Origin of the sequence: Metabacillus malikii, assembly GCF_030813355.1 — a bacterium.
Lineage (GTDB): Bacteria > Bacillota > Bacilli > Bacillales > Bacillaceae > Metabacillus > Metabacillus malikii.
Window position 1 is genome coordinate 92,055 of record NZ_JAUSUD010000014.1, and the last position, 21,088, is coordinate 113,142.

A 21,088-nucleotide genomic window follows, 5' to 3' on the forward strand; every position below is an offset into this window, starting at 1 on the left:
ATTTTTATATTGCCTTTGCTTTTCTTGTTCAGAAACTGTACGATAATGAAGACATAAGACAATAAGTGTACTCGTCATTGTAAAGGAGAAATAAAGATGACTGATCAAACTTTTTTAAATAATCTGAAGCCGTTTATCCAAGCAAATTGGGAAAAGGCAGAATTTCAGCAAGCAACTGCAGTCCAACTTAAAACAATTCCACCTATCCTTGAAGGGAAGGATGTTATAGCAGAGTCGCCAACAGGTACCGGTAAAACCGTAGCATATCTGTTACCGTTATTAAACCAAATCGATGAGACAAAAAAGAATAATCAGCTAGTGATCCTTGCGCCGTCAAGAGAGCTTGTGATGCAAATTTTTGATGAACTTAAAAAGTGGTCTGAAGGAAGTAGTTTAACAACTGTTTCACTCATCGGTGGGGCAAATATTAAAAGACAAGTTGAGAAATTAAAGAAAGGTCCTCAAATTATTGTAGGTACTCCAGGAAGAATAATGGAACTTATTAAATTAAAAAAGTTAAAAATGCATGAAGTAAAAAGTATTGTTCTTGATGAAGGTGATCAATTATTAACTCCTGAACATAAAAATACGATTCATGACATAATTAAAGCAACGAAGAAAGAACGTCAGGTAGTTCTTTTCTCAGCTACTGTTAACGTAGGGACGGAATCAAAGGCAAGAGATTTAATGGGTAAAAACCCTGAAATTATTAAAGTAGACCGTAATGAAGTACCAACTGGTGATGTAAAGCACGTGTATTTAGTTTGTGAACAACGTGAAAAAGTTACCCTACTTGAACGAATGGCGAAGACGATAAAAATGAAAGCATTAGGATTTGTTAAGGATATTGGTAATCTTACCGTTATTGCCGAGAAGCTCGAGTATAAAGGTGTAGAGATACATTTACTACATAGTGATACTAGGAAGGAAGAGCGGGAAGCGGCATTGAAGAAAATGCGGACAGAGAATGACGGGCTTCTATTAGCTACGGACGTGGCAGCACGTGGATTAGATATTGAAGGGCTAACTCATGTCATTCACTTTGATTTACCTACTCACTCTTCTCAATATGTGCATCGTTCAGGGAGAACAGGCAGGCAAGGTGCTTCTGGAACAGTAGTTGCCATTGTAACTGAAAGGGAAGAGCGGGAATTAAAGAAGATTGCAAAAGAGCTCAATATTCAGTTGCAAAAGAATAGACTATATAAAGGTGAATTAGTTGAGGCTTAACACTAGGAAAGCACGACACTCGAATATGAGCGTCGTGCTTTTTTCAATGATGTTTTTTCTTGGTGTAATCATACTTTATGTCGGAAACGGATTCATTATACATCTTTTTTAAAACAACTAAAAATGTTTCTTATTTGTTTTTACCTAATCATCTAGCTCCATACGCATATACTTCCTTGTATTTGGCCCGTATATCCCATCGTCCTTTAAAGCTGCATACATGGATTGGAATCGTCGCACTGCATCAGTTGTATTAGCACCATATATTCCATCAACAGCACCTGGGTTAAAGTTTAACTCTTTTAATGCTCTTTGCACTTGGCGAACGCCTTCACCTTGACTACCATTTCGTAATACTCCTGACGGTAGTGGAAAATCGTTTGAGGATACACGCTGATGATTAACTTGCTGTAGTTTATTAAGTGTGACAGGGCCGACTAAGCCATCAACAGATAGACCGAAGTCACGTTGAAATCTCATCACTGCCTTTTCTGTTTCATCACCAAACGTACCATCTGCTCCAAAGCGAGGGAGCCTATATCCCGCCTTTATTAGTTCCTGTTGAATGTCTTTTACAAATGGACCTGAAGCACCTTCGCCGACTGGTAGCTTGACTGTTGTCCCTTTTACGACAGAAGCAGGAGGTTTCGCAGTTTGTGGCTTCTGTGGTGTTGGTGTAGTCTCTGCCGGCTCTGAAGGACCGCCAAAATTCGCTAATGCTTCGGCAACGTCATCAATAAATACTGTCCAAGAGATGCCGTGATTACGTAATATATTAATTGGGTCAGTACGTCTAGCTGGGTCTAACGTTGCGTGTGCAATAATCGCTTTCCTAGGATCCAAGTTGAAGCGGTCACATAAATATGCATGGTACCATACATACCTGGCATATGCTTGCTGGAAGTTAATCTTTCCTCCATGACAAAGCTCAACTCCAATTGCTGCATCGTTGGCATTTGCTCCAAAGCGTTGATTATCACCTGTGACGTTAGCACGAACATGCCAAGCCTTTTCATTCAAAGGAATGATTTCTAGAATATATTTATCATCTATAAAGGCGTGTGCTGAAGCAGATGGTTGTTGTCTATCGAAGTAGTTGCGATTTCCATAAGCTGTAGAACCAGGGTTTCCCGTATCATGACTGACAATAAATCGGACCGTTCCAATTCGTTGACCAGATCGGGAATTTCCAGTACGAATATAGTCTCTTGTTATTTGATAAACCAACTTATTTAACACCCCTTATTATTGTAGTTGTAATTAACACACTATTACGCTTTTATTTTATGAGGTGGGCTAGTATAATGTGAAAGTTGGCTTTTTATTTTATTATCCACATTATCCACAGAACTAGATAAAAATGTGGAAAACTTTAATTGATTTTTGTGGATAATTATAGTCCTGTACATAAGGATACAAACAAGTTATCCACTTTACACACAAGAACTATTGTTGGTTATCCACAAAAAGTTACATATATATCCACAGTTGGTGATAAATTCAGAAAATTATGTAGATAAAAAAATTACCCACACCGATGTTGATGTGGGTAACTTTTCGTTTGTTATTTACGTTTTGCTTTTGCTTTTTGGCGTTGGTCAGCTGCTTTAGCACGAGCCTGTGCTTCAATATCATTTGAATCAGCTAATTCACGTGAAAATTCCTCGTCGATTCCGTCACGCTTTAAATTCTTTGGTGTTTGTGGCAATGATGACGTATTTTTATCGCGCGCACCATGACTATGTTTATTTCCACGACCCATGAAAAAACCCCCTAAATAATATTGAACATGAACCGTTCGTTCATCATTAGGTTGGCTCTTTTTTTAAAATTCATGATTGGAAATTAGTGTTGTCTTCGAGTTACATAACCACCAGCACGGTCTGCCTTTTTAAATTCGTGTGCATAGGTTACTTCTTGCATACTAGATAACGTAGATTTCGTACGGTCTCTGCGTTTTTTCTCATTAGCCATCTATATCACCTTCCCAAACATAATGTCATTCTTATTTTGGGCAAATGAAGTAAAAATATACCTATAATGGAAAAAGTGGTTTTGAGAATGGTAGTGTGTAGTTGGCTTACTAATTATGTTAAAAAATTGAATTAAAAAATCCTTCATTTAGTCAAATGAAGAAATCTCCATGACATAATGAAGGATGTTATATTTGTTACGCTTCTTTTAAATGCTGCTCTTCTGTTTCTGTCACTTGTTGATAAGTGTAGAATGTGTATAAGTCTTTTGTAATTTCAAATAGGTTAAAAAGATCTTCACCTTTGTTAATTTGCTCAAGTAGAGCTGCACGTGTTTCATTTGCGTTCACGACATATGGCAATTTTTCAGCAGCTTTCGTTGAGCGGACATTTTTTTTGCGAATTCTCAAAAATATCGTATCTATATCAAGCTCGTAAAATAATTCATGAAAGAAAGCATCTTTTGCAAGTTTATTATAGCCTTTACCATGATATGGTTTTCCTAGCCATGTTCCTAGGAAACCAGCATTATTTTGGACGTCAAATAGGCTAATCGTTCCGATTGGAGAGCCCCATTCGTCTAAAATGGTACGCGATATTAATTCACCACGTTCTTCCGCTTCAATCGTTTGTTTTGTTAAAAATAAATATTCCTCAAATGAATTAGCTTTATGACGTACAAATGGGAAGACATCAGGGTGTATCATTTGTTCATAAAGTGCATGACTATCATGAATATCACGTTTTTTTAGCATCTGGATCCCTCCAATATGAGGGCAGACCCCACGTGTATGGTCGTCTCCACCCTCGAAATTTTTTTATAAAAGCTTTGCGTTCAAAAAATTTCGGGGTGGGAATCGAACCCACTAGAACCAGTAAAGCTGGTGGCGCACCATTTGCCTTCCCATTACTAGATTTAATTGTCTGTAATTATCATGTTTTAAATATCTTCTTGAAGTATAATACGTCAAAATAAATAAAAAAGATACTCCTTTTTTGTCGAATTTCAAAAAAAAGTTACTTATCCTAGTATAGCTATTAATCTGACAATGTTTTGTAAATAATGGAAAGGAAGAATTTTTGTTTTCTAGTATTTTATCACGGTGAATTAGTAGAGAAGAAGCGTTTAGAAATATTGATAAAAAAATAAATTTAGACAATTACAAAGGCTTGAATTGTGATTCTGATATAATATTTTTCTGCTGCTGATGATTATTTAAGCCATATAGACTACGGTCCCGTTTATCAATGTCATTCGCGGTTTCGCAAAGTAATGAAAAGGGTGATGATTCCATAATACTAAGTCAGCATCCTTTCCAATTTCAATACTTCCGACACAATCATCTACCTTTAAGTTTCTTGCTGCAGTAATCGTGATTGCTTCAAGTGCTTTTTGTTCATCGAAGCCTTCACGTACGGCGATAGAGGCACAAACATTCAAATATTGAATAGGGGTATACGGATGGTCAGTTGTAATCGAGACATCTACTCCAGCATCTGAAAGTGCTTTGTAAGTCGCCCAACTTTTATTTTTTAATTCAATTTTTGATCTTCTTGTTAAGGTAGGACCAACACAAACTTGTGCGTTTTTACCGATGAACTCTTCTGCGATTAGATGACCTTCTGTACAATGTTCAATCCGGTAATCTAAGTTAAATTCTTCGGCAAACCGCATCGCACTTAATATATCATCAGCACGGTGTGCATGAATTCTAACAGGTATTTCACGATTTAATGCCATTTTTATTGGAGTAATTCGCATATTGTTCGGCAAATTGCTATAAGTTGCTTCGTAAAAGGCTTCGCGGAGCATTCCCATTATTCCCATTCGAGTAATCGATTCTTTATTCCCATGGCTATGCATTCGCTTTGGATTTTCACCAAGAGCGATTTTTAACCCGGCAATTTCTTTAAGCAGCATATTTTTCACATTCTTACCAAAGGTTTTAATGACGGAAGTTGTTCCCCCGATGACATTTGCACTGCCAGGCATAATGTGTGCGGTAGTAATCCCGTATTTTATTGCATCTGTAAACGCAGGATCTAGTGGATGGACACCGTCAATTGCTCGGATATGCGGGGTAAGGGGTTCGATTGTTTCATTTGCATCGTTTCCAGCCCAGCCAGTGCCTTCATCATATAAACCTATATGGGTATGAACGTCAATAAATCCAGGGAAAAGCAGTGAATCCTTACAAGAAATTACCTCCATATCACGAGTAATGTCGATGTTCTTCTCAATTGCTGCTATTTTTCCATGATCGACAAGAACATCAACTTCATATAACACCTTTGATGTCACAGGGTACACAGTTGCTTGCTTTAACAGGATTTTTTGATTCATTTACGTCGCTCCTATGTATGAAGTAAATTTGTTAATGCACTGCGGAGTGTAGGATATTTATATTGAAAATCCATATCGAGTGCCTTTTGTGGTTGAACCTTTTGGCCTTCTAAAATTAAGATGCTCATTTCTCCTAATACGATTTTCAACAAAAATGTTGGTGCAGGCAGTAAAAAAGGCCGATGAGCTATTGATGCGATTTGCTTGCCAAAGTCCTTCATTTTCACTTGTTCAGGTGCGGTGAAATTAACTGGACCTTCTATTGAAGGAGTGTTTATGATAAAGTCGAAAAGTCGAACGACATCATCGATATGAATCCACGATACCCACTGCTCACCAGTTCCTAAATTTCCGCCAGCGTACCATTTAAACGGTAAAACCATTTTCGGTAGTGCACCTTCATCTCCTAATACGATTCCAAAGCGAGCAAACACATTACGAATAGGTAACTGATTAAATTTAGCTGCTGATTGCTCCCAAGCTTTAACGGTATTAGCTAAAAAGTCATTGCCATAGCTAGTTGTTGCTTCTGAAAATGTGTCAGTTAACGAGGTGCCATAAATCCCTATCGCACTAGCATTAATATACAAGCTAGGTTTGATAGGTAATGACTTGATAATTGCATAAATTTTATCTGTCGTCTGAATTCTACTATCACGTATTTCTTGTTTGCTTTTTTTCGTCCAACGGTCATTAATCGACTTACCTGCAAGGTTAATAAAAACGTCACAGCCATTCAATTTGTTTACGAGAGATGCAGTAGGCTCATCTATATTGATGTACGTTAGGTTTTTTTCTTCGGATGTTTTTTCGCTTCGTGTTAAAATGATTATATTATGGTTTTTTTCTAGATAGAATCTTGTTAAGCTTTTACCAATAAAACCTGTACCGCCACAAATAACGATATTCATTTATCCATCTCCTAAATGGTAGAGTTACTATATATATACCCGATTCGTTCGGCGTTTCCTTTATTAAACGTTCTGTAATATAAAAAAGTAGGTGTGATAATGGCAGTTATTACGAAAATTACAACCCAAAAACATAGTGATGATAGATTGAATATTTTTTTAGACGACGGTAGCGGAGAGAAGTATGCCTTTAGTGTCGACCAGGATGTATTCATACGGTTTAATCTACAAAAGGGAAAAGAACTAGATGAGTTCGATATTCATGAAATTCAATTTGGCGATGAAATCAAAAAGGCGTATAACTCGTCGCTAGAATATCTAAGTTATCGTATGCGATCAGTTAAAGAAGTAGAAGATCACCTGCGAAAAAAGGAATACCAAGAAGAAATTATCCAAGATGTCATGAGTAAGCTTAAGGAAAATAAGTATGTAGATGATTTAGCATTTGCGATTGCATATGTACGTACGCAATGGCAAACAAACGGAAAAGGACCGGTTGTCATCAGGCGTGAACTAGCGGAAAAAGGAGTAAACGAACAATTTATTCAAGAAGTATTGAGTGCATATCGGCAAGATGAACAAGTTGAAGTAGCTGTAACACATGCAGAAAAGCTTTTGAAAAAGAATCATAAAATCTCGACAACTCTCCTTAAGAACAAGGTTGAGCAGCATTTACTCCGTAAAGGCTTCGCTTATCAAATCATTTCAATCGTGTTAGAAGATGTTCAATTTGAACAAGAAGATTCGGTTGAAATGGACAACTTAAGAAGACAAGCTGAAAAAGCAAAACGTAAATATGAGAAAGAAGAGCCTTATCTATATCGACAGAAAATGAAACAATTTTTATACCGCAAAGGTTTTTCAATAGAAATGATTGAGAACTATTTAAATGAGGACAATAGTGAAGGGGATTATTTCGATGCATAACAAACGATATAGTGAAATGTCAGAATATGAATTAACAAGTGAAATCGGTCAACTAAAAGAAAAAGCTAGAAAAGCGGAGCAGCTTGGGATCATTAATGAATTTGCTGTATTGGAAAGAAAAATTACGATGGCAAAATCGTATTTACTGAATCCTGCCAATTACAAACCTGGGGATATATATGAAATTGAAGGTGATCCAGGTGAGAAATTTAAAATTAGTTATATGAATGGAATATTTGCTTGGGGTCATCGCACTTCTTCCCCAAATGTTGAAGAAGCGTTACCGATTGCGATGTTAATTGAGCAATAAAATGAACAAAAATGAACAGGGGAATAGAATCCCCCGTAAGGTTATTTATGAGTAAGGCTTGTCACGTTTTCCGGAAGCTCTCATTCGTTCTTGAGGGTGTGTATTAATGGAATCATCAGCACGTTTTGAAGCATATTCAGTCTTTGCTCTAGGTTCCCCTTCAAGTTTATTATCATTTTGATACGGAAATCCAGTCTCTTTATTACGCATGGTAACCCCTCCAAATGCGAATTCATACTTCAATAATGAAGCGCAACCTTAGTATAAGACGTACAGAAAAAATTATGAGGTGAGAATAATGGAAATGTATTTTGAACGGTTAACGAATGAATTATTAAGCAAAAACAACACATTATCATATGCTCAAGCAAGAACATGGATTGAATTATTATGGGAAGATTTTGAATCAACACAAGCGAAAACAGGAAGAGAATACCAGGGGAAACAAGTAACAGAACAAGTAGTCAGACAGCTTATTACGAATTATGGGGAAAGGCTTCATGAATTTATTGCGACGAACCCAAAGTACAGTCATTTGTTAAAAGACGACTATTTGAAGCATTAATTAAACGTTTGTTTAAATGAGTTAGCTAAAGGAAATCAGTGTGAAAATTGAAAAAAGGGTGATTTAGGAGATTTAGACTTCTTTCCAAAGACTATTTTCGTAAACATTGTTGCTTTTACTGAGTTGTCGTTTGAGGTTTGTCTCCGCTACAGTACTCAGCAATAGCGGGGTGGGTGGTGAGCCTCATAGCTCCTTGCGGCACGAACAAGCAAACTTCAGGTCATCTCCCTATGATAAGTCATCATCGATTCGCTATACGGCTCATCGTGATTCCTTTGGTCTTAGTCGATGCCCCTCCAGTTTGTACGTCGATGGGCAAGCCGCCTACGCTTTTCGTTCTCCTCAGCGTAAACGCCTGCTCACGTCTCACCTCTCCCACGCATCCCGCAGGAGTCTCGCACTTTCGCTCCAACAAACCCATAAAAAAGGTTATTGCAAAAAGCCACTATCTTTTAGAGAAGAGCCTCTAAAGTACTATTAAGTTTAAGCAGTTTAAATTTCTACTCAGGGATAAGCTCCAGCTTTTTGCGGAGCTTTTCTTCACTGAATATCCATCCTGTGTAGGAACTAACGATATTCAAATCGGTGTCGAGTTGGACAATTGCGACAAATGGGTAATAATTTTTACTACGGTAACGTAAATCAATGAATCGAACTTCATAATGGTCGGTGAACTCTTCAACCTCCCAGCGATACACAGGTGAAAATGATAAAAATGCGGAAATGTTTGCATCTTTTTCTGCTGCTCTTATAATATCTGTTTGTGGAACAGGAACACGTTCAAATTCATCTAAAAAATTAATTTTCCCATGGACTGCTCGTGCAACATAAAACTTTGACTTCGTTGTTACAGCAATATGCCATTGCCGAAATCTCATAGTTGGTGAGATAATGACTTGTTCTATATCTGGAATCTTCTGATGAAGACATTGGATAATACGTCTCTGCATGATAAAGCGAATGATATAATAGGTGATTAGCACAGCATAAACAGTTAAGAATGTGTAGCCGGGATGAGCACCTAGTAACCAAATGATAATCCCAATAACGTGGACGGTAAAAATAAACGGGTCAAAAGTATTTATCATACCTAAAGCTACCCACTTCTTTGAAAAGGGGCGCAGCGCTTGTGTTCCATAAGCATTAAAAATATCAACAAATACATGGAGGCTAATCGCTAATAAAGTCCAAAGCCATAAATGAAGCAAGTTACTCTCTGGGAAAAATAACATTCCGAGTCCAGTAATTAATATCGACCATATAAAAATTGCAGGAATAGAATGAGTAATACCGCGATGATTGCGAATATACCTAGCGTTGTTGCTAAGCTTTAATATCGTATCAAGGTCCGGGGCTTGTGAACCGATAACTGTACCGAGCATAACTGCGTGTGCGGTTGGATTATTCATCCCAACTGCAGGGTCTAATGTTGCTAAACCACCTAATGCAATTCCCATGACAATATGTGTACCAGTATCCAAAAATGTAACCTCCTAGTTTTACTCGAAGGGAGTAGAGAGATTCAGGTTGAATATATTCATCTGAATATATATGTACTCATCTTGTCCTTTGTGAGTACCTCTTATTAAACTTAACAAAATAGTAAAAAACAATTCATTTTACCTTTACAATCCATAAAACATCATTAAAGGGGAAAACAATGACAAACATTCATGAAAAGCTTTATGATTTTCCGATCGCGGATTTTCAATCAGACTTAATTGACTGGTTTTTACGAGAAAAAAGAGATTTGCCATGGAGGAAGGATCAAGACCCATATAAAGTATGGGTATCTGAAATTATGCTCCAGCAAACGCGAGTTGATACTGTTATTCCTTATTTTAACGCATTTATTGCAAAATTTCCTTCAATAGAGTCTTTAGCAGAAGCAAATGAGGAAGAAGTTTTAAAAGCTTGGGAAGGATTAGGATATTATTCTCGAGTTCGTAATTTGCAAACGGCTGTTAAAGAAGTAAAGGAAAGCTATGGGGGAATCGTGCCTAATACGCCAGAAGAGTTAGGAAAGTTAAAAGGGGTTGGACCTTACACGAAAGGGGCGATATTAAGTATTGCCTACAACATACCTGAACCAGCAGTTGACGGAAATGTTATGCGAGTATTATCAAGAATTTTATCAATCTGGGAAGACATTGCGAAGCCAAAGTCTCGGAAGTTATTCGAAACAGCTATATATGAATTAATTAGTAAAGAGGACCCATCTTCTTTCAATCAAGCGTTAATGGAGCTCGGCGCATTAATTTGTACACCGACTTCACCGTCATGTTTATTATGTCCGGTTAGAGAGCATTGCGCGGCATTTAGTGAAGGCGTTCAACAAGAGCTGCCTATTAAAAGTAAAAAGAAGAAGCCAAAGCCTTTACAAATGGCTGCAGCGGTACTATACGATGAGAACGGGAACTACTATATTCATAAACGACCAGCAACAGGCTTACTAGCTAACCTTTGGGAACATCCAAACACAGAAGTAAACCGTTCGTATGATAAAAACTATCGCGAACAGCTTAGTGACTATATAAAAGATGAATTTGGGATCGAGATAGAACTAACTGACTTAAAGGGAACAGTAGAGCACGTCTTTTCACACCTAATATGGACAATCTCAATCTACTTCGGCAAAGTCAAACAAACACCGAATGAAAAACTTATCAAAGTAACAAAACAGCAACTCGAACAACACGCCTTCCCAGTCTCCCACCAAAAAATCACAAAATTGTACAACGGGGACAGTCCCCCACTGCTTTAAAGCAGTGGGGGACTGTCCCTCTTTAATCATATTGAGCCTTAGTCCCCTGTGTATACGTTGCTTCACCGCGGTTCAACCCACCACGAGATGTAATTTCTTCGACAATTTCACGATGAATCGTTTGCCCTTCTGCATTTAAATATGGGACGACTTGCTGCAAGGAATGATGAAAAAAGGCAAGTTCAGAATCCTCCCATTCACTTTTCGGCATCATTTGCAGTTCTGTCATATCACGACCTACATACATCAGTAACCCTCCTTTTAGAAATACAATGATTCTCTTTCTTCTATTTAATGGTGCAAACTTGCAATATATTCAAGTGGAATTAATTAGTACAAACATGTTCCACACAACCCGATAAGTACACTCTATACCCCCAAAAAAACGATAGTGTCAACAAATGCTAAAAATACCTCTCACGCTTAAATAGCAACAAAAATAGAAGTTTCTCCTTATTATCTGATACAATATATTCAACTATTCGAGTTTTACATAGAAAGGATTGTCAAAATGAACCAGCAAAGAAAGCTAGCATTAATAACCGGAAGTAGTCGCGGAATTGGTCGAGCTGTAGCAATTCGACTCGCAGAAAAGGGATACGATATCGTTGTAAACTATGCACGCAGTAAAACTGCTGCACTAGAGGTAGTAGAAGAAATTGAAAAACTAGGGGTTAAAGCAGTTGCTATCAAAGCAAACGTCGGTAAACCGGAAAAAATTAAAGAGTTATTTGCGCAAATTGATGAGCAATTTGGCAGACTTGACGTATTTGTCAGCAATGCTGCCTCAGGTGTACAAAAGCCGGCGATGGAGCTTGAAGAGAATCATTGGGATTGGACAATGAATATAAACAGTAAAGCACTATTATTCTGTGCTCAAGAAGCTGCTAAGCTAATGGAAAGAAACGGCGGAGGCTATATCGTAAGTACAAGCTCCCTCGGTTCAATTCGATATCTTGAAAACTATACAACAGTTGGAGTATCAAAAGCTGCACTGGAAGCACTAACACGTTATTTAGCAGTTGAACTATCACCAAAGAACATTATTGTCAACGCAGTTTCAGGTGGTGCGGTCGATACAGATGCACTGAAGCATTTCCCAAATCGTGATGAATTGCTAGCAGATGCAAGAGAAAATACTCCAGCAGGCAGAATGGTGCAAATTGAAGATATGGTGAATGCAATAGAATTCCTGTTAACCGATAAGGCACAAATGATAAGAGGACAAACGATAATCGTTGATGGGGGACGCTCATTACTCGTCTGACCTTAAAACTTTAAACGATTGGACATCTTATCCAAAGATAAGTAGTATGAAGAATCAACAACACCGGTATTGAAAATCACCTAAATAAAAAATTATAAAAATTTTTAATAAATCTTGGATAGAAATATCACCTCCGGGACAATCTATATTTCGTGGAGGTGATATTAAAATGGCACAAAACAACCGTGGTAAAACAAGCACTGGTACAAACATTCAAAACGTAAGACAACAAAACGCTCAATCTGCACAAGGTTCACAAGCAGGCCAATTCGGTACTGAATTTGCTAGTGAAACGAATGCACAAGAGGTTAGAAGACAAAACCAACAAGCTGAACAAAACAAAAGCCAAAACTCTTAATTAAAGAATCATTCTTTAATTAAGTGATGAAAGACACCTCTCTAATCCGTGGAGAGGTGTCTTTTTATTTGCTCAATCGATGAGTGAGAACATAATCTAATCAAACTAAGTATCATCGAAACATATAAATTATACTAAACGACAAAACTTCCTTTCCCTCTACATAAGTAGTCAAAGGATTAAAAGAATGGATGGAGAAATAAAGTAAAGCGAGACAAATTTTCTCTTAGGCTGAAAGGAGAGGAACGATGAACTTTGAGCAGCTTGTTGGTGAACAATTAAAAACGATGGATAAATTGCTGTACTTACAATCTGAAATCGAGCGGTGTCAAACGATAAAAAATGAATTAGACGAGTTGCAAGATATCGCAAAGGTACGTTCAATACAGGAAGAAATTACACAAAAAAAGATTGAATTATCACATATACAAAAAATGTTTGAGGAGCAGACGGAAGAAGTGATCCGCTCATATGAAAAGCAAAAATTTGAAACCGTATCGTAACGCACTAGGGTCATTTCGCAAAGGAAATGGCTCTTTTATTTTCTTTTTTTACATACAAACGTTATAATAGTAAGAAGTATATAATGAGATGAATTTTAGATAGGTATTACATTTTAAATTTTTTCAGGCTTTTTTCGTGGATTTGAGTATATATTTATGGGTTGATTACACGATAGGAGGTACATTACCACCTCGCAACTTTGTAAAATACTACGAAAACGACCTATTATAAAAACCTTTTTAACAAGAGAGTGGAACAAGTCACTCTGCGGTTAGAAAAAAGACTACATCAGCATAAGAAAAGAATCGAAAAATCGAAAGAAGGGGAGAAAATTGGGCATTCCCAGGGAAGGAGACAAAATCCAAATTCATAGTTATAAGCATAATGGATATATACACAGAGTCTGGGATGAATCAACTGTATTAAAAGGATCACAACATTGTATAATCGGTGGAAATGACCGTACAGTTGTTACAGAATCTGACGGGAGAACTTGGATAACGAGAGAGCCGGCAATTTGTTATTTTCATGCTAGACATTGGTTTAATATTATTGGCATGCTACGTGAAGATGGAGTGTACTATTATTGCAATATTAGCTCACCATTTGTTTGGGACGATGAAGCATTAAAATATATTGACTATGACCTAGATGTTAAAGTGTACCCTGATATGACTTATACGATATTGGATGAAGATGAGTACGAACAGCACAGTAAGGAAATGAATTATCCGGAAGTCATCGACTTAATTTTAAAAAATAATTTAGAGACGTTAATTCGCTGGATACGGCAGAAAAAAGGTCCGTTTGCACCGGAATTTATTGATGAATGGTATGAAAGATACTTAACATATGTAAGATAATAGAGAAATGCAAGGGGTGACACACTTACTCCATCAATGATAAAGCAAATTGATGGAAAGGGTCAGCCTTTTTTACTTAAACCGATCATATGCAAAAGACCATGTGTGAAATTCAACTTGAAACAACGACCGCATCAAATATGTACTTGCTTAGGAAATGAAAATCTTGAAATGTAGATAAACGCTTCGACATCCAGCTCTAGTGCCTAGCCACAAATGATCGAGGACGTTCTTTGTCTTCGATTCATTTGCGTACTTATTTGCCCGAGGCTGATCAAGGCGCCCTGAGCTTTTGTACTGCAACAGAAACGAGGGATTTATTTGGGGTCAATCAAACGCTATATGGCATTTGTCAAACCATACCGTTGGCAAATACTCGGTACGATTATTATCGGTATTATAAAATTTGCAATTCCGTTACTATTACCATTACTAATTAAATATGTTGTCGATGATATTATTGGCGGTACTGGTACAGCAGACGAAAAATCAAAAACATTACTGACGATTATGCTAATTATGTTTATTTTGTTTGTTGTCATTAGACCACCGATTGAATATTTCCGACAATACTTCGCCCAATGGGTAGGAAGTAAAATTTTGTACGACATCCGCGACAAACTATTTACACATTTACAAAAGCTCAGCTTAAGGTATTATGCAAACACTCGGGCTGGTGAAATTATTTCAAGAGTCATTAATGATGTAGAACAGACGAAAAACTTTGTCATTACAGGATTAATGAATGTCTGGCTTGATGTCGTAACGATCCTAATTGCAATTGGAATTATGCTAACGATGGACATTAAGTTGACACTCATTTCAATTATTCTGTTTCCGTTTTACGGAATATCGGTAAAATACTTTTACGGTAAATTACGTGTTTTAACGAGAGACCGTTCTCAGGCGCTTGCAGAAGTTCAAGGACATCTTCATGAACGGGTTCAGGGGATGCCTGTAATAAGGAGCTTCGCAACAGAAGATTTTGAACAAAATCAATTTGCAAAAGAAAATACAAATTTTCTTAAAAAGGCACTCGACCACACAAGCTGGAATGCCCGGACTTTTGCTGTCGTAAACACGTTAACAGACATCGCTCCACTAGTCGTCATTACTTATGCAGGTTATCATGTCATTTACGGTTCATTGTCAATCGGAACAATGGTCGCATTTATCGCTTATATCGATCAATTGTATAATCCATTACGAAGATTAATAAACTCTTCGACAACGTTAACACAGGCACTAGCATCGATGGACCGTGTTTTTGAATTTATTGATGAACCTTATGAAGTCGTTGATAAACCGGATGCAACTATAGCAAAAGATGTAAAAGGTGAAGTTGAGTTTCAAAATATTTCGTTTAAATACAATGATGAAGAATCGCTTATCATTGATAATTTATCGCTACAAGTGAGCAAAGGTGAAACGGTTGCATTAGTAGGAATGAGTGGTGGCGGAAAATCAACGTTAGTTAGTCTGCTGCCGCGTTTTTATGATGTAACCGAAGGACGGATTTTACTAGATAACATCGACCTTCGTGATTATCAGGCACAAAGCTTACGCGAACATATAGGTATGGTTCTCCAAGATACATTTTTATTTAGTAATACAGTAAAAGACAATATCTTAATTGGTAAACCGGATGCGACAGATGAAGAAGTCGTAGAAGCTGCCAAAGCGGCAAATGCTCATGATTTTATTATGAAACTGCCAAATGGGTATGACACAAAGGTCGGTGAAAGAGGTGTCAAGCTATCAGGTGGTCAAAAGCAAAGGGTAGCGATTGCGAGAGTATTCTTGAAAAACCCGCCAATCCTAATCCTAGATGAAGCTACATCAGCACTTGACCTTGAAAGCGAACACCTTATTCAAGAGGCGTTAGAAAAACTAGCGAAAAACCGGACAACATTTATTGTGGCACATCGCCTATCTACAATTACACATGCAAATAAAATTGTCCTGATTGAAGACGGAAAAGTTGTTGAACAAGGCACACATCAACAGTTAATGGATATGCAAGGTCAATATTATAAACTGTTTCAAATCCAGCATTTAGATTAAACCGCCCTATCCTATGATAGGGTTTTTTTCATGTTTTTCCGCTTTTCAATTGAACCCAAACATAATAGAAGCCCCAGAATAGGATCATAAGTGTTCATCGCCAGTATATAGAAAATAGAGATTAAATCCCTGTCACTATAAGAGGTGGTGCAATAATTTATTCCATTTCGTAGATGAGCAGCTCCTTTCTTTATCTTTCCATATAATAGCAAAGGTATCGATTAATAAAAATACAGAATAATCATAACGGCCTTTACACATGATATCTTTAACTGATTTGTAAAGGAGACAAACTAGTGAAAAGAATATTGTTCATTTTTACAAGTGTATTTACAATTCTAATAGGAAGTCATTCAGTTGTTCATGCCCAGTATGAAAAAGTACCAACTGCAAAGCTCGAGATTAATGGGAAAGCGGTAAATGGAATTGACCCGATTAAACTTGAAGGTACCTACTACTTACCATTTGTTCCGCTAGCAAAAAGCTTAGGCTATAACGATATTAAATTCGAAAAAAATACACTAACCTATGAAGTAACTGACGGATCAACGAAGATTCGCACAACGATGGGCGGTTCCCAAGCGAAAAAGGGGAACGAGCTCGTTAACATTAAACCGCCACGCTGGATAAATGAAACAGCATATATTTCATTACATGCTGGTGGCGCACTTTTTAATACGTACATTACGTTCAAAGCAGAAAATGGTTCAATCCAAATTCAAAAACCAGCACAGCAATATATCGTCCATTCTGGAGATAGCCTCTGGAACATTGCTCGACTCCATCATACGACGGTTGATGAATTAAAAGCAGCAAATAAGCTAACTTCAACAATTATTAAAGATGGACAAGTGTTAAAACTCCCATTAAAAGGTACTGCGAAAGAAATCGAACCAACTCGTGAACATGAACCGATTAAAAATATAGCGAAAACTAATGTAGCAACACAAAGACAACAAGTACTTCAATTCGCGAAAAAATATATCGGCGCTGGCTATAAATTTGGTGCAACTTTAAAAGACGCACCAAAGCTATTCGATTGCTCATCTTATACACAGTTAGTCTTTAAGGAAACCGGTATTGATTTACCGCGTGTCTCAAGAGACCAGGCAAGCAAAGGTGCAACAGTGACCAATCTTGAAGCTGGAGATTTAATGTTCTTTACAAATAAAGATTTATACTCAGATGGCAGGATTGGACATGTCGGTATTTACATGGGCGATGGAAATATGGTTCACGCCTCAACATCAGCAGGTGTTACCATTACGAAAAATGTGTTGAAAAACTCATACTGGGGCAAAAATTACTTATTTTCAAAGCGAGTTATTCAATAAATTGAGCTAGTTGACCCTCAGATTGGTGGTAAAACACTAGTCTGAGGGTCTTTACTTCGGGTATATCAACGTAGATGGTCGTAAATCTCTCAACTTTTGGGAAAAATCTGTCAACTTTTTAAAATAATCTCTCAACTTTAGTAGAAAATCTGTCAACTTTAATAGAAAATCTGTCATTCGACAGTTTTCGCCAAAAATCATCCAGTTGCAGAAGCAATTATGAAGCGTTACTACATTATGTAGTAACGCACTTTTTATGAAGATTTCAATTATATACATAGATTTTCTAGGTACTATATGTTATGATTAAGGAAAATGTTAACAATTAGTAATGATAAAAATTTGAGGTGAAAAAATGGGGTTAACAGGACTATTAGCGTTGTTCATTGTTTTTATTATGGTGCTTTTCATCATAATCGGGATATCTCAACACAAGAAAAGAGATACCAATCGTAAACCTAGTAAATTAGCAGTTAGTGCACTTTTATTTCAAATCACTCTGCTCGTTTTATTTTTTAGTGAGATATTAATGATTGACGGTCAGTTTGAGGTTATCCTTTGGTGGGGGTCCGTTTTATTCGGATTCATAGCAGGAATAAGAGAATATAAAAATCATGTCATTTTCTCTCTTATAGTTATATTCCTTAGTATAGTGATTACAATTCTCATGTTATTAACGGTACTCATTGCGTCAATGTAGAAGTGTAACGCCCAGAGATTATATTACCTTCTGGGCGTATTTCTTTGGATATGAACGTTGTTTTATTGTCTAACTCCTGCGCCTAGCCCCCGAGTCATAAACCACAAATAAATTGAAGACAAAGTGCGTCTTATGCTAATCGTGTCTATTCAATTCGCCCTGAACTTTTTCTTATTTCGCAGTATCTATTTTCACTTCATTATCCTCTTTATGGTAGCTATGAAAGCTTCCGATTAATGTTTCCAAATGCTCGAGCTGCTCGCTATAGTCGATAATTGATGAGATTAATGGAAGCAGGTGGTAATACTCCGTTGGATGGTTCTGATAGTATTCCATAAAAGCATCTGTTAGTTGTTGTTTATTGAATTGGCCTTCTTCCACTAATTTTGTTTGTGGATGTGCTTTAATTTTACCAATAAACCGTAATAATGCTTCTTCGTGTACATAAAGCAAATATTCGAGCTCATTGGTTAGGACCTTTTGCAACGATTCAGGTAATTGAATTAATTCATTTTCTAAGCGGTGTAATCTTTTTAATGTAAATAAGGCCCGGTTTGTTGTATAAATCATTTGCCTAAACAGGACAAGCTTTCTTGATTTCGCATATGTCTCCCGTTTGAAATAATTACGTTCTTCACGGTAGTTCCGATATAGCGTATCGAGCTTGTGAGCCTGGTCCCGTAAGTTTTCAATTTCATCTTTTAAGATGATGTGTTCAGCGGATTGTCTAAGACACATGCGAATCCATTTAATGATATCCTCAGTATTTTCCGATATCTTCATATATAATTTATTTTCATATTTAGGTGGCAAAAAGATTAAGTTGACGACAAATGCAGCTAAGACACCGAGCATAATTGTAAATAAGCGAATGAGTGCAGTCTCAATGAACGTTTCGCCAGGACTTCCTAGTATTGCGATAACTGTAACGAGAGTGACTGGGATAGTACTTTCTGCTTTAATTTTAATGTTTAACGCAATGACAATAATGGCAGTAATCCCGGTAATGACTGGATGTGAACCAAAGATGAGACCAAAACTAATCGCAAGAATGGCTCCGATAATATTAGCTTGAAATTGTTCGATGATTGATAAATAAGACCGGTATATTGTCGGTTGAATTGCAAAAATCGCAGAAATACCTGCAAAAGCAACGGATGGCAATTGAAAGGCTTCTGCTAAAAATAGCGCTAGTGTTATGGCAATCCCGGTTTTGAGAATGCGTGCACCTAGTTTCATGGATGTATAGTGACATTCCCTTCTAATAGTAATCATTTATAGTCTGTTTTTATCGCTACAGAAAAAAAGTGTTCTAATGAAAAAGTTCTACATGCTTTTTCAAATTAACCAAATTTATTTCTGATAAGACCAATATCGTACTATACAACGTTTAAATGCTTTATACAAGATAGAAATGCCCTTTTTAAATAGAAACTAAAAATATAACACAATTCTGACAAATGAAAGGGGTTTAAAGATGATAAAAACCCCCATATTCTTTAAAAAATGGGGGTTGGATTTTGAAGGAACAAATTAGAGCTGACTGAAAGCAGACTCAACAGCTTTCAATGTTGTTTCGATATCTTCCTTCGTATGAGCAGTTGTTAAAAACCATGCTTCGTACTTTGAGGGTGCAAGATTAACTCCTTGCTGAAGCATGAGCTTGAAAAATTTAGCAAACATTTCACCATCTGTGTTTTCGGCCTGCTCATAGTTTGTAATTTTTTCATCTGTAAAGTATACAGTTAATGCCCCTTTTAAACGATTAATCGTTATCGGGATATTATATGTACGAGCATGCTTTAATATACCCTCTTCTAAAATTGCCCCTAATTTATCAAGTTCTTCGTAAACACCGTCCTGTTTTAAAACTTCAAGACAAGCAATACCTGATAAAATCGATGCAGGGTTTCCGGCCATCGTACCAGCCTGATAAGCAGGTCCAAGTGGTGCAACCTGTTCCATAATTTCTTTGCGGCCGCCATATGCTCCGATAGGCAGTCCACCACCGATTATCTTTCCGAGTGCTGTTAAATCAGGGTAAATCTCTAATAAATCCTGTGCGCCACCATACATAAACCGGAATGCAGTAATGACTTCATCATAAATCACGAGTGCTCCAACGTCATGGACGAGTTCATTAACCTTTTCTAAAAATCCAGGCTTAGGCTCAACAATACCGAAGTTACCAACAATCGGTTCTACTAAAATAGCTGCAACCTCGTCACCCCATTTAGTAAGTGCTTCTTGTAATGGTTCAATTTCATTAAAAGGTACGGTGATAACCTCTTGTGCAATACTTTTCGGTACACCGGCTGAGTCTGGTGTTCCTAATGTTGAAGGGCCAGATCCTGCGGCAACGAGTACTAAGTCGGAATGACCGTGGTAGCACCCAGCAAACTTAATGATTTTGTCACGTCCTGTATAGGCTCTTGCGACACGAATTGTTGTCATAACTGCTTCGGTTCCTGAATTAACAAAGCGAACCTTGTCCATTGCTGGCATTGCTTCTTTTAACATTTTTGCAAAGGTTATCTCATGTGGTGTAGGTGTTCCGTATAGTACACCAGTTTCTGCTGCCGTTTGAATCGCTTTTGTAATATGAGGGTGTGCGTGTCCCGTAATAATTGGACCATATGCAGCTAAATAATCGATATATTTATTGCCATCAACGTCCCAAAAATAAGCACCTTTCCCTCGTTCCATCACGACAGGTGCACCTCCGCCAACTGCTTTATACGAACGGGAAGGAGAATTAACCCCACCGACTATATGTTGTAATGCTTCTTCATGTAATGCTTCTGATTTTGAAAAATTCATAATGACCTCCTACATTTCTTATCGAGTCACTCCTATTTTACCACAAGCGAAGCACGGGGACGGTTCTCTTGCTTCATGAAATGAAGCAGAAGAACCGTCCGAAGCCATTGAAAAAGTATACTGATTTCAGATAAGTATATGTTTTAAGCAATTT

Annotated in this window: 23 protein-coding genes and 2 pseudogenes; 12 read left to right on the plus strand and 13 right to left on the minus strand. The window is 37.3% G+C overall.

Annotated features, from left to right (window positions below; translation table 11 throughout):
* The first annotated feature begins 96 nt into the window (after positions 1-96).
* Positions 97-1,230 carry a DEAD/DEAH box helicase gene (locus J2S19_RS14115; RefSeq protein WP_307343174.1) on the plus strand — a complete coding sequence of 378 codons (1,134 nt, stop codon included), beginning with the start codon at positions 97-99 and terminating at the stop codon, positions 1,228-1,230.
* Positions 1,231-1,374: 144 nt separating this feature from the next.
* Here the strand turns inward: J2S19_RS14115 and J2S19_RS14120 are convergent.
* From J2S19_RS14120 to J2S19_RS14150, 7 genes and pseudogenes are all read right to left on the minus strand, one after another.
* A pseudogene (locus tag J2S19_RS14120) lies at positions 1,375-1,806 on the minus strand (peptidoglycan-binding domain-containing protein); the annotation flags it as partial.
* 129 nt (positions 1,807-1,935) lie between these two features.
* Positions 1,936-2,457: pseudogene (locus tag J2S19_RS14125) on the minus strand (peptidoglycan recognition protein family protein); the annotation flags it as partial.
* Positions 2,458-2,794: 337 nt separating this feature from the next.
* Complete coding sequence (locus J2S19_RS14130; protein ID WP_307343177.1) at positions 2,795-2,992, minus strand: YfhD family protein; 198 nt, start codon at positions 2,990-2,992, stop codon at positions 2,795-2,797.
* An 83-nt stretch (positions 2,993-3,075) separates the two neighbouring features.
* Positions 3,076-3,204 (minus strand): YfhE family protein, encoded by a 129-nt coding sequence (locus J2S19_RS14135; RefSeq protein WP_307343180.1) that lies wholly within the window; start codon positions 3,202-3,204, stop codon positions 3,076-3,078.
* Between the two features lie 196 nt (positions 3,205-3,400).
* A complete protein-coding gene (locus J2S19_RS14140) occupies positions 3,401-3,958 on the minus strand; it encodes a GNAT family N-acetyltransferase (protein WP_307343183.1) in 558 nt (185 codons plus the stop codon).
* 461 nt (positions 3,959-4,419) lie between these two features.
* The gene (locus tag J2S19_RS14145; protein WP_307343186.1) at positions 4,420-5,547 is read right to left on the minus strand and encodes an amidohydrolase; all 1,128 of its coding nucleotides are present in this window, start codon (positions 5,545-5,547) and stop codon (positions 4,420-4,422) included.
* 11 nt (positions 5,548-5,558) lie between these two features.
* On the minus strand, positions 5,559-6,458 hold the full coding sequence (locus J2S19_RS14150) for a TIGR01777 family oxidoreductase (protein ID WP_307343189.1): 900 nt from the start codon (positions 6,456-6,458) through the stop codon (positions 5,559-5,561).
* Positions 6,459-6,557: 99 nt separating this feature from the next.
* On the opposite strand from J2S19_RS14150, the gene recX reads away from it, so the two are divergent.
* Both recX and J2S19_RS14160 read left to right on the plus strand, forming a co-directional pair.
* Entirely contained in the window at positions 6,558-7,385 is an 828-nt protein-coding gene (gene recX, locus J2S19_RS14155) for a recombination regulator RecX (protein WP_307343192.1), read from the plus strand.
* A complete protein-coding gene (locus tag J2S19_RS14160; RefSeq protein ID WP_307343195.1) occupies positions 7,378-7,695 on the plus strand; it encodes a YfhH family protein in 318 nt (105 codons plus the stop codon). Before recX ends, J2S19_RS14160 begins: the two co-directional genes overlap by 8 nt.
* Before the next feature lie 45 nt (positions 7,696-7,740).
* Here J2S19_RS14160 and J2S19_RS14165 read toward each other — a convergent pair whose 3' ends face one another.
* On the minus strand, positions 7,741-7,905 hold the full coding sequence (locus J2S19_RS14165) for a small, acid-soluble spore protein K (RefSeq protein ID WP_307343198.1): 165 nt from the start codon (positions 7,903-7,905) through the stop codon (positions 7,741-7,743).
* 88 nt (positions 7,906-7,993) lie between these two features.
* Here J2S19_RS14165 and J2S19_RS14170 point away from each other — a divergent pair, with 88 nt between their 5' ends.
* Complete coding sequence (locus tag J2S19_RS14170; protein WP_307343202.1) at positions 7,994-8,260, plus strand: YfhJ family protein; 267 nt, start codon at positions 7,994-7,996, stop codon at positions 8,258-8,260.
* A gap of 241 nt (positions 8,261-8,501) precedes the next feature.
* Here the strand turns inward: J2S19_RS14170 and J2S19_RS14175 are convergent, their stop codons facing one another.
* The gene (locus tag J2S19_RS14175) at positions 8,502-8,630 is read right to left on the minus strand and encodes a hypothetical protein (RefSeq protein ID WP_307343205.1); all 129 of its coding nucleotides are present in this window, start codon (positions 8,628-8,630) and stop codon (positions 8,502-8,504) included.
* A gap of 130 nt (positions 8,631-8,760) precedes the next feature.
* A complete protein-coding gene (locus J2S19_RS14180; RefSeq protein ID WP_307343207.1) occupies positions 8,761-9,741 on the minus strand; it encodes a metal-dependent hydrolase in 981 nt (326 codons plus the stop codon).
* Between the two features lie 179 nt (positions 9,742-9,920).
* On the opposite strand from J2S19_RS14180, the gene mutY reads away from it, so the two are divergent.
* Positions 9,921-11,024: an A/G-specific adenine glycosylase gene (mutY, locus tag J2S19_RS14185; RefSeq protein ID WP_307343210.1), complete on the plus strand. Its 1,104-nt coding sequence runs from the start codon at positions 9,921-9,923 to the stop codon at positions 11,022-11,024.
* 22 nt (positions 11,025-11,046) lie between these two features.
* Here the strand turns inward: mutY and yfhS are convergent, their stop codons facing one another.
* Positions 11,047-11,271 carry a mother cell protein YfhS gene (gene yfhS / locus J2S19_RS14190; protein WP_307343212.1) on the minus strand — a complete coding sequence of 75 codons (225 nt, stop codon included), beginning with the start codon at positions 11,269-11,271 and terminating at the stop codon, positions 11,047-11,049.
* 264 nt (positions 11,272-11,535) lie between these two features.
* Between yfhS and fabL the strand changes: the two genes are divergently transcribed.
* The 7 genes from fabL to J2S19_RS14225 all read left to right on the plus strand — a co-directional run bounded on the left by fabL (position 11,536) and on the right by J2S19_RS14225 (position 18,114).
* Positions 11,536-12,291 (plus strand): enoyl-[acyl-carrier-protein] reductase FabL, encoded by a 756-nt coding sequence (gene fabL, locus J2S19_RS14195; protein ID WP_307343215.1) that lies wholly within the window; start codon positions 11,536-11,538, stop codon positions 12,289-12,291.
* 169 nt (positions 12,292-12,460) lie between these two features.
* Positions 12,461-12,649, plus strand: a complete 189-nt coding sequence (locus J2S19_RS14200; protein WP_307343217.1) for a gamma-type small acid-soluble spore protein — start codon at positions 12,461-12,463, stop codon at positions 12,647-12,649.
* Between the two features lie 248 nt (positions 12,650-12,897).
* The gene (locus J2S19_RS14205; protein ID WP_307343220.1) at positions 12,898-13,152 is read left to right on the plus strand and encodes a YgaB family protein; all 255 of its coding nucleotides are present in this window, start codon (positions 12,898-12,900) and stop codon (positions 13,150-13,152) included.
* A 333-nt stretch (positions 13,153-13,485) separates the two neighbouring features.
* Positions 13,486-14,016 (plus strand): nucleoside tri-diphosphate phosphatase, encoded by a 531-nt coding sequence (gene ntdP, locus J2S19_RS14210; RefSeq protein WP_307343223.1) that lies wholly within the window; start codon positions 13,486-13,488, stop codon positions 14,014-14,016.
* A gap of 321 nt (positions 14,017-14,337) precedes the next feature.
* On the plus strand, positions 14,338-16,080 hold the full coding sequence (locus J2S19_RS14215) for an ABC transporter ATP-binding protein (RefSeq protein ID WP_307343226.1): 1,743 nt from the start codon (positions 14,338-14,340) through the stop codon (positions 16,078-16,080).
* 296 nt (positions 16,081-16,376) lie between these two features.
* Positions 16,377-17,414, plus strand: a complete 1,038-nt coding sequence (locus tag J2S19_RS14220; protein ID WP_307343229.1) for an NlpC/P60 family protein — start codon at positions 16,377-16,379, stop codon at positions 17,412-17,414.
* A gap of 355 nt (positions 17,415-17,769) precedes the next feature.
* The gene (locus tag J2S19_RS14225; RefSeq protein ID WP_307343231.1) at positions 17,770-18,114 is read left to right on the plus strand and encodes a hypothetical protein; all 345 of its coding nucleotides are present in this window, start codon (positions 17,770-17,772) and stop codon (positions 18,112-18,114) included.
* A gap of 171 nt (positions 18,115-18,285) precedes the next feature.
* On the opposite strand, the gene J2S19_RS14230 is transcribed toward J2S19_RS14225, so the two are convergent.
* Entirely contained in the window at positions 18,286-19,353 is a 1,068-nt protein-coding gene (locus tag J2S19_RS14230; RefSeq protein ID WP_307343234.1) for an FUSC family protein, read from the minus strand.
* Between the two features lie 294 nt (positions 19,354-19,647).
* Positions 19,648-20,934: a glutamate-1-semialdehyde 2,1-aminomutase gene (locus J2S19_RS14235; RefSeq protein WP_307343237.1), complete on the minus strand. Its 1,287-nt coding sequence runs from the start codon at positions 20,932-20,934 to the stop codon at positions 19,648-19,650.
* Positions 20,935-21,088: the final 154 nt, after the last annotated feature.

What these genes read in the sequence shown, in the direction of transcription:
- J2S19_RS14200 (WP_307343217.1), top strand. Translation starts at nt 12,461, where the DNA reads ATGGCACAAAACAACCGTGGTAAAACAAGCACTGGTACAAACATTCAA.
- yfhS (WP_307343212.1), bottom strand. Translation starts at nt 11,271, where the DNA reads ATGTATGTAGGTCGTGATATGACAGAACTGCAAATGATGCCGAAAAGT.
- J2S19_RS14225 (WP_307343231.1), top strand. Translation starts at nt 17,770, where the DNA reads ATGGGGTTAACAGGACTATTAGCGTTGTTCATTGTTTTTATTATGGTG.
- J2S19_RS14130 (WP_307343177.1), bottom strand. Translation starts at nt 2,992, where the DNA reads ATGGGTCGTGGAAATAAACATAGTCATGGTGCGCGCGATAAAAATACG.
- recX (WP_307343192.1), top strand. Translation starts at nt 6,558, where the DNA reads ATGGCAGTTATTACGAAAATTACAACCCAAAAACATAGTGATGATAGA.
- mutY (WP_307343210.1), top strand. Translation starts at nt 9,921, where the DNA reads ATGACAAACATTCATGAAAAGCTTTATGATTTTCCGATCGCGGATTTT.
- J2S19_RS14170 (WP_307343202.1), top strand. Translation starts at nt 7,994, where the DNA reads ATGGAAATGTATTTTGAACGGTTAACGAATGAATTATTAAGCAAAAAC.
- J2S19_RS14135 (WP_307343180.1), bottom strand. Translation starts at nt 3,204, where the DNA reads ATGGCTAATGAGAAAAAACGCAGAGACCGTACGAAATCTACGTTATCT.
- J2S19_RS14165 (WP_307343198.1), bottom strand. Translation starts at nt 7,905, where the DNA reads ATGCGTAATAAAGAGACTGGATTTCCGTATCAAAATGATAATAAACTT.
- J2S19_RS14160 (WP_307343195.1), top strand. Translation starts at nt 7,378, where the DNA reads ATGCATAACAAACGATATAGTGAAATGTCAGAATATGAATTAACAAGT.
- J2S19_RS14145 (WP_307343186.1), bottom strand. Translation starts at nt 5,547, where the DNA reads ATGAATCAAAAAATCCTGTTAAAGCAAGCAACTGTGTACCCTGTGACA.
- J2S19_RS14230 (WP_307343234.1), bottom strand. Translation starts at nt 19,353, where the DNA reads ATGAAACTAGGTGCACGCATTCTCAAAACCGGGATTGCCATAACACTA.
- J2S19_RS14235 (WP_307343237.1), bottom strand. Translation starts at nt 20,934, where the DNA reads ATGAATTTTTCAAAATCAGAAGCATTACATGAAGAAGCATTACAACAT.
- J2S19_RS14205 (WP_307343220.1), top strand. Translation starts at nt 12,898, where the DNA reads ATGAACTTTGAGCAGCTTGTTGGTGAACAATTAAAAACGATGGATAAA.
- J2S19_RS14115 (WP_307343174.1), top strand. Translation starts at nt 97, where the DNA reads ATGACTGATCAAACTTTTTTAAATAATCTGAAGCCGTTTATCCAAGCA.
- J2S19_RS14140 (WP_307343183.1), bottom strand. Translation starts at nt 3,958, where the DNA reads ATGCTAAAAAAACGTGATATTCATGATAGTCATGCACTTTATGAACAA.
- fabL (WP_307343215.1), top strand. Translation starts at nt 11,536, where the DNA reads ATGAACCAGCAAAGAAAGCTAGCATTAATAACCGGAAGTAGTCGCGGA.
- J2S19_RS14150 (WP_307343189.1), bottom strand. Translation starts at nt 6,458, where the DNA reads ATGAATATCGTTATTTGTGGCGGTACAGGTTTTATTGGTAAAAGCTTA.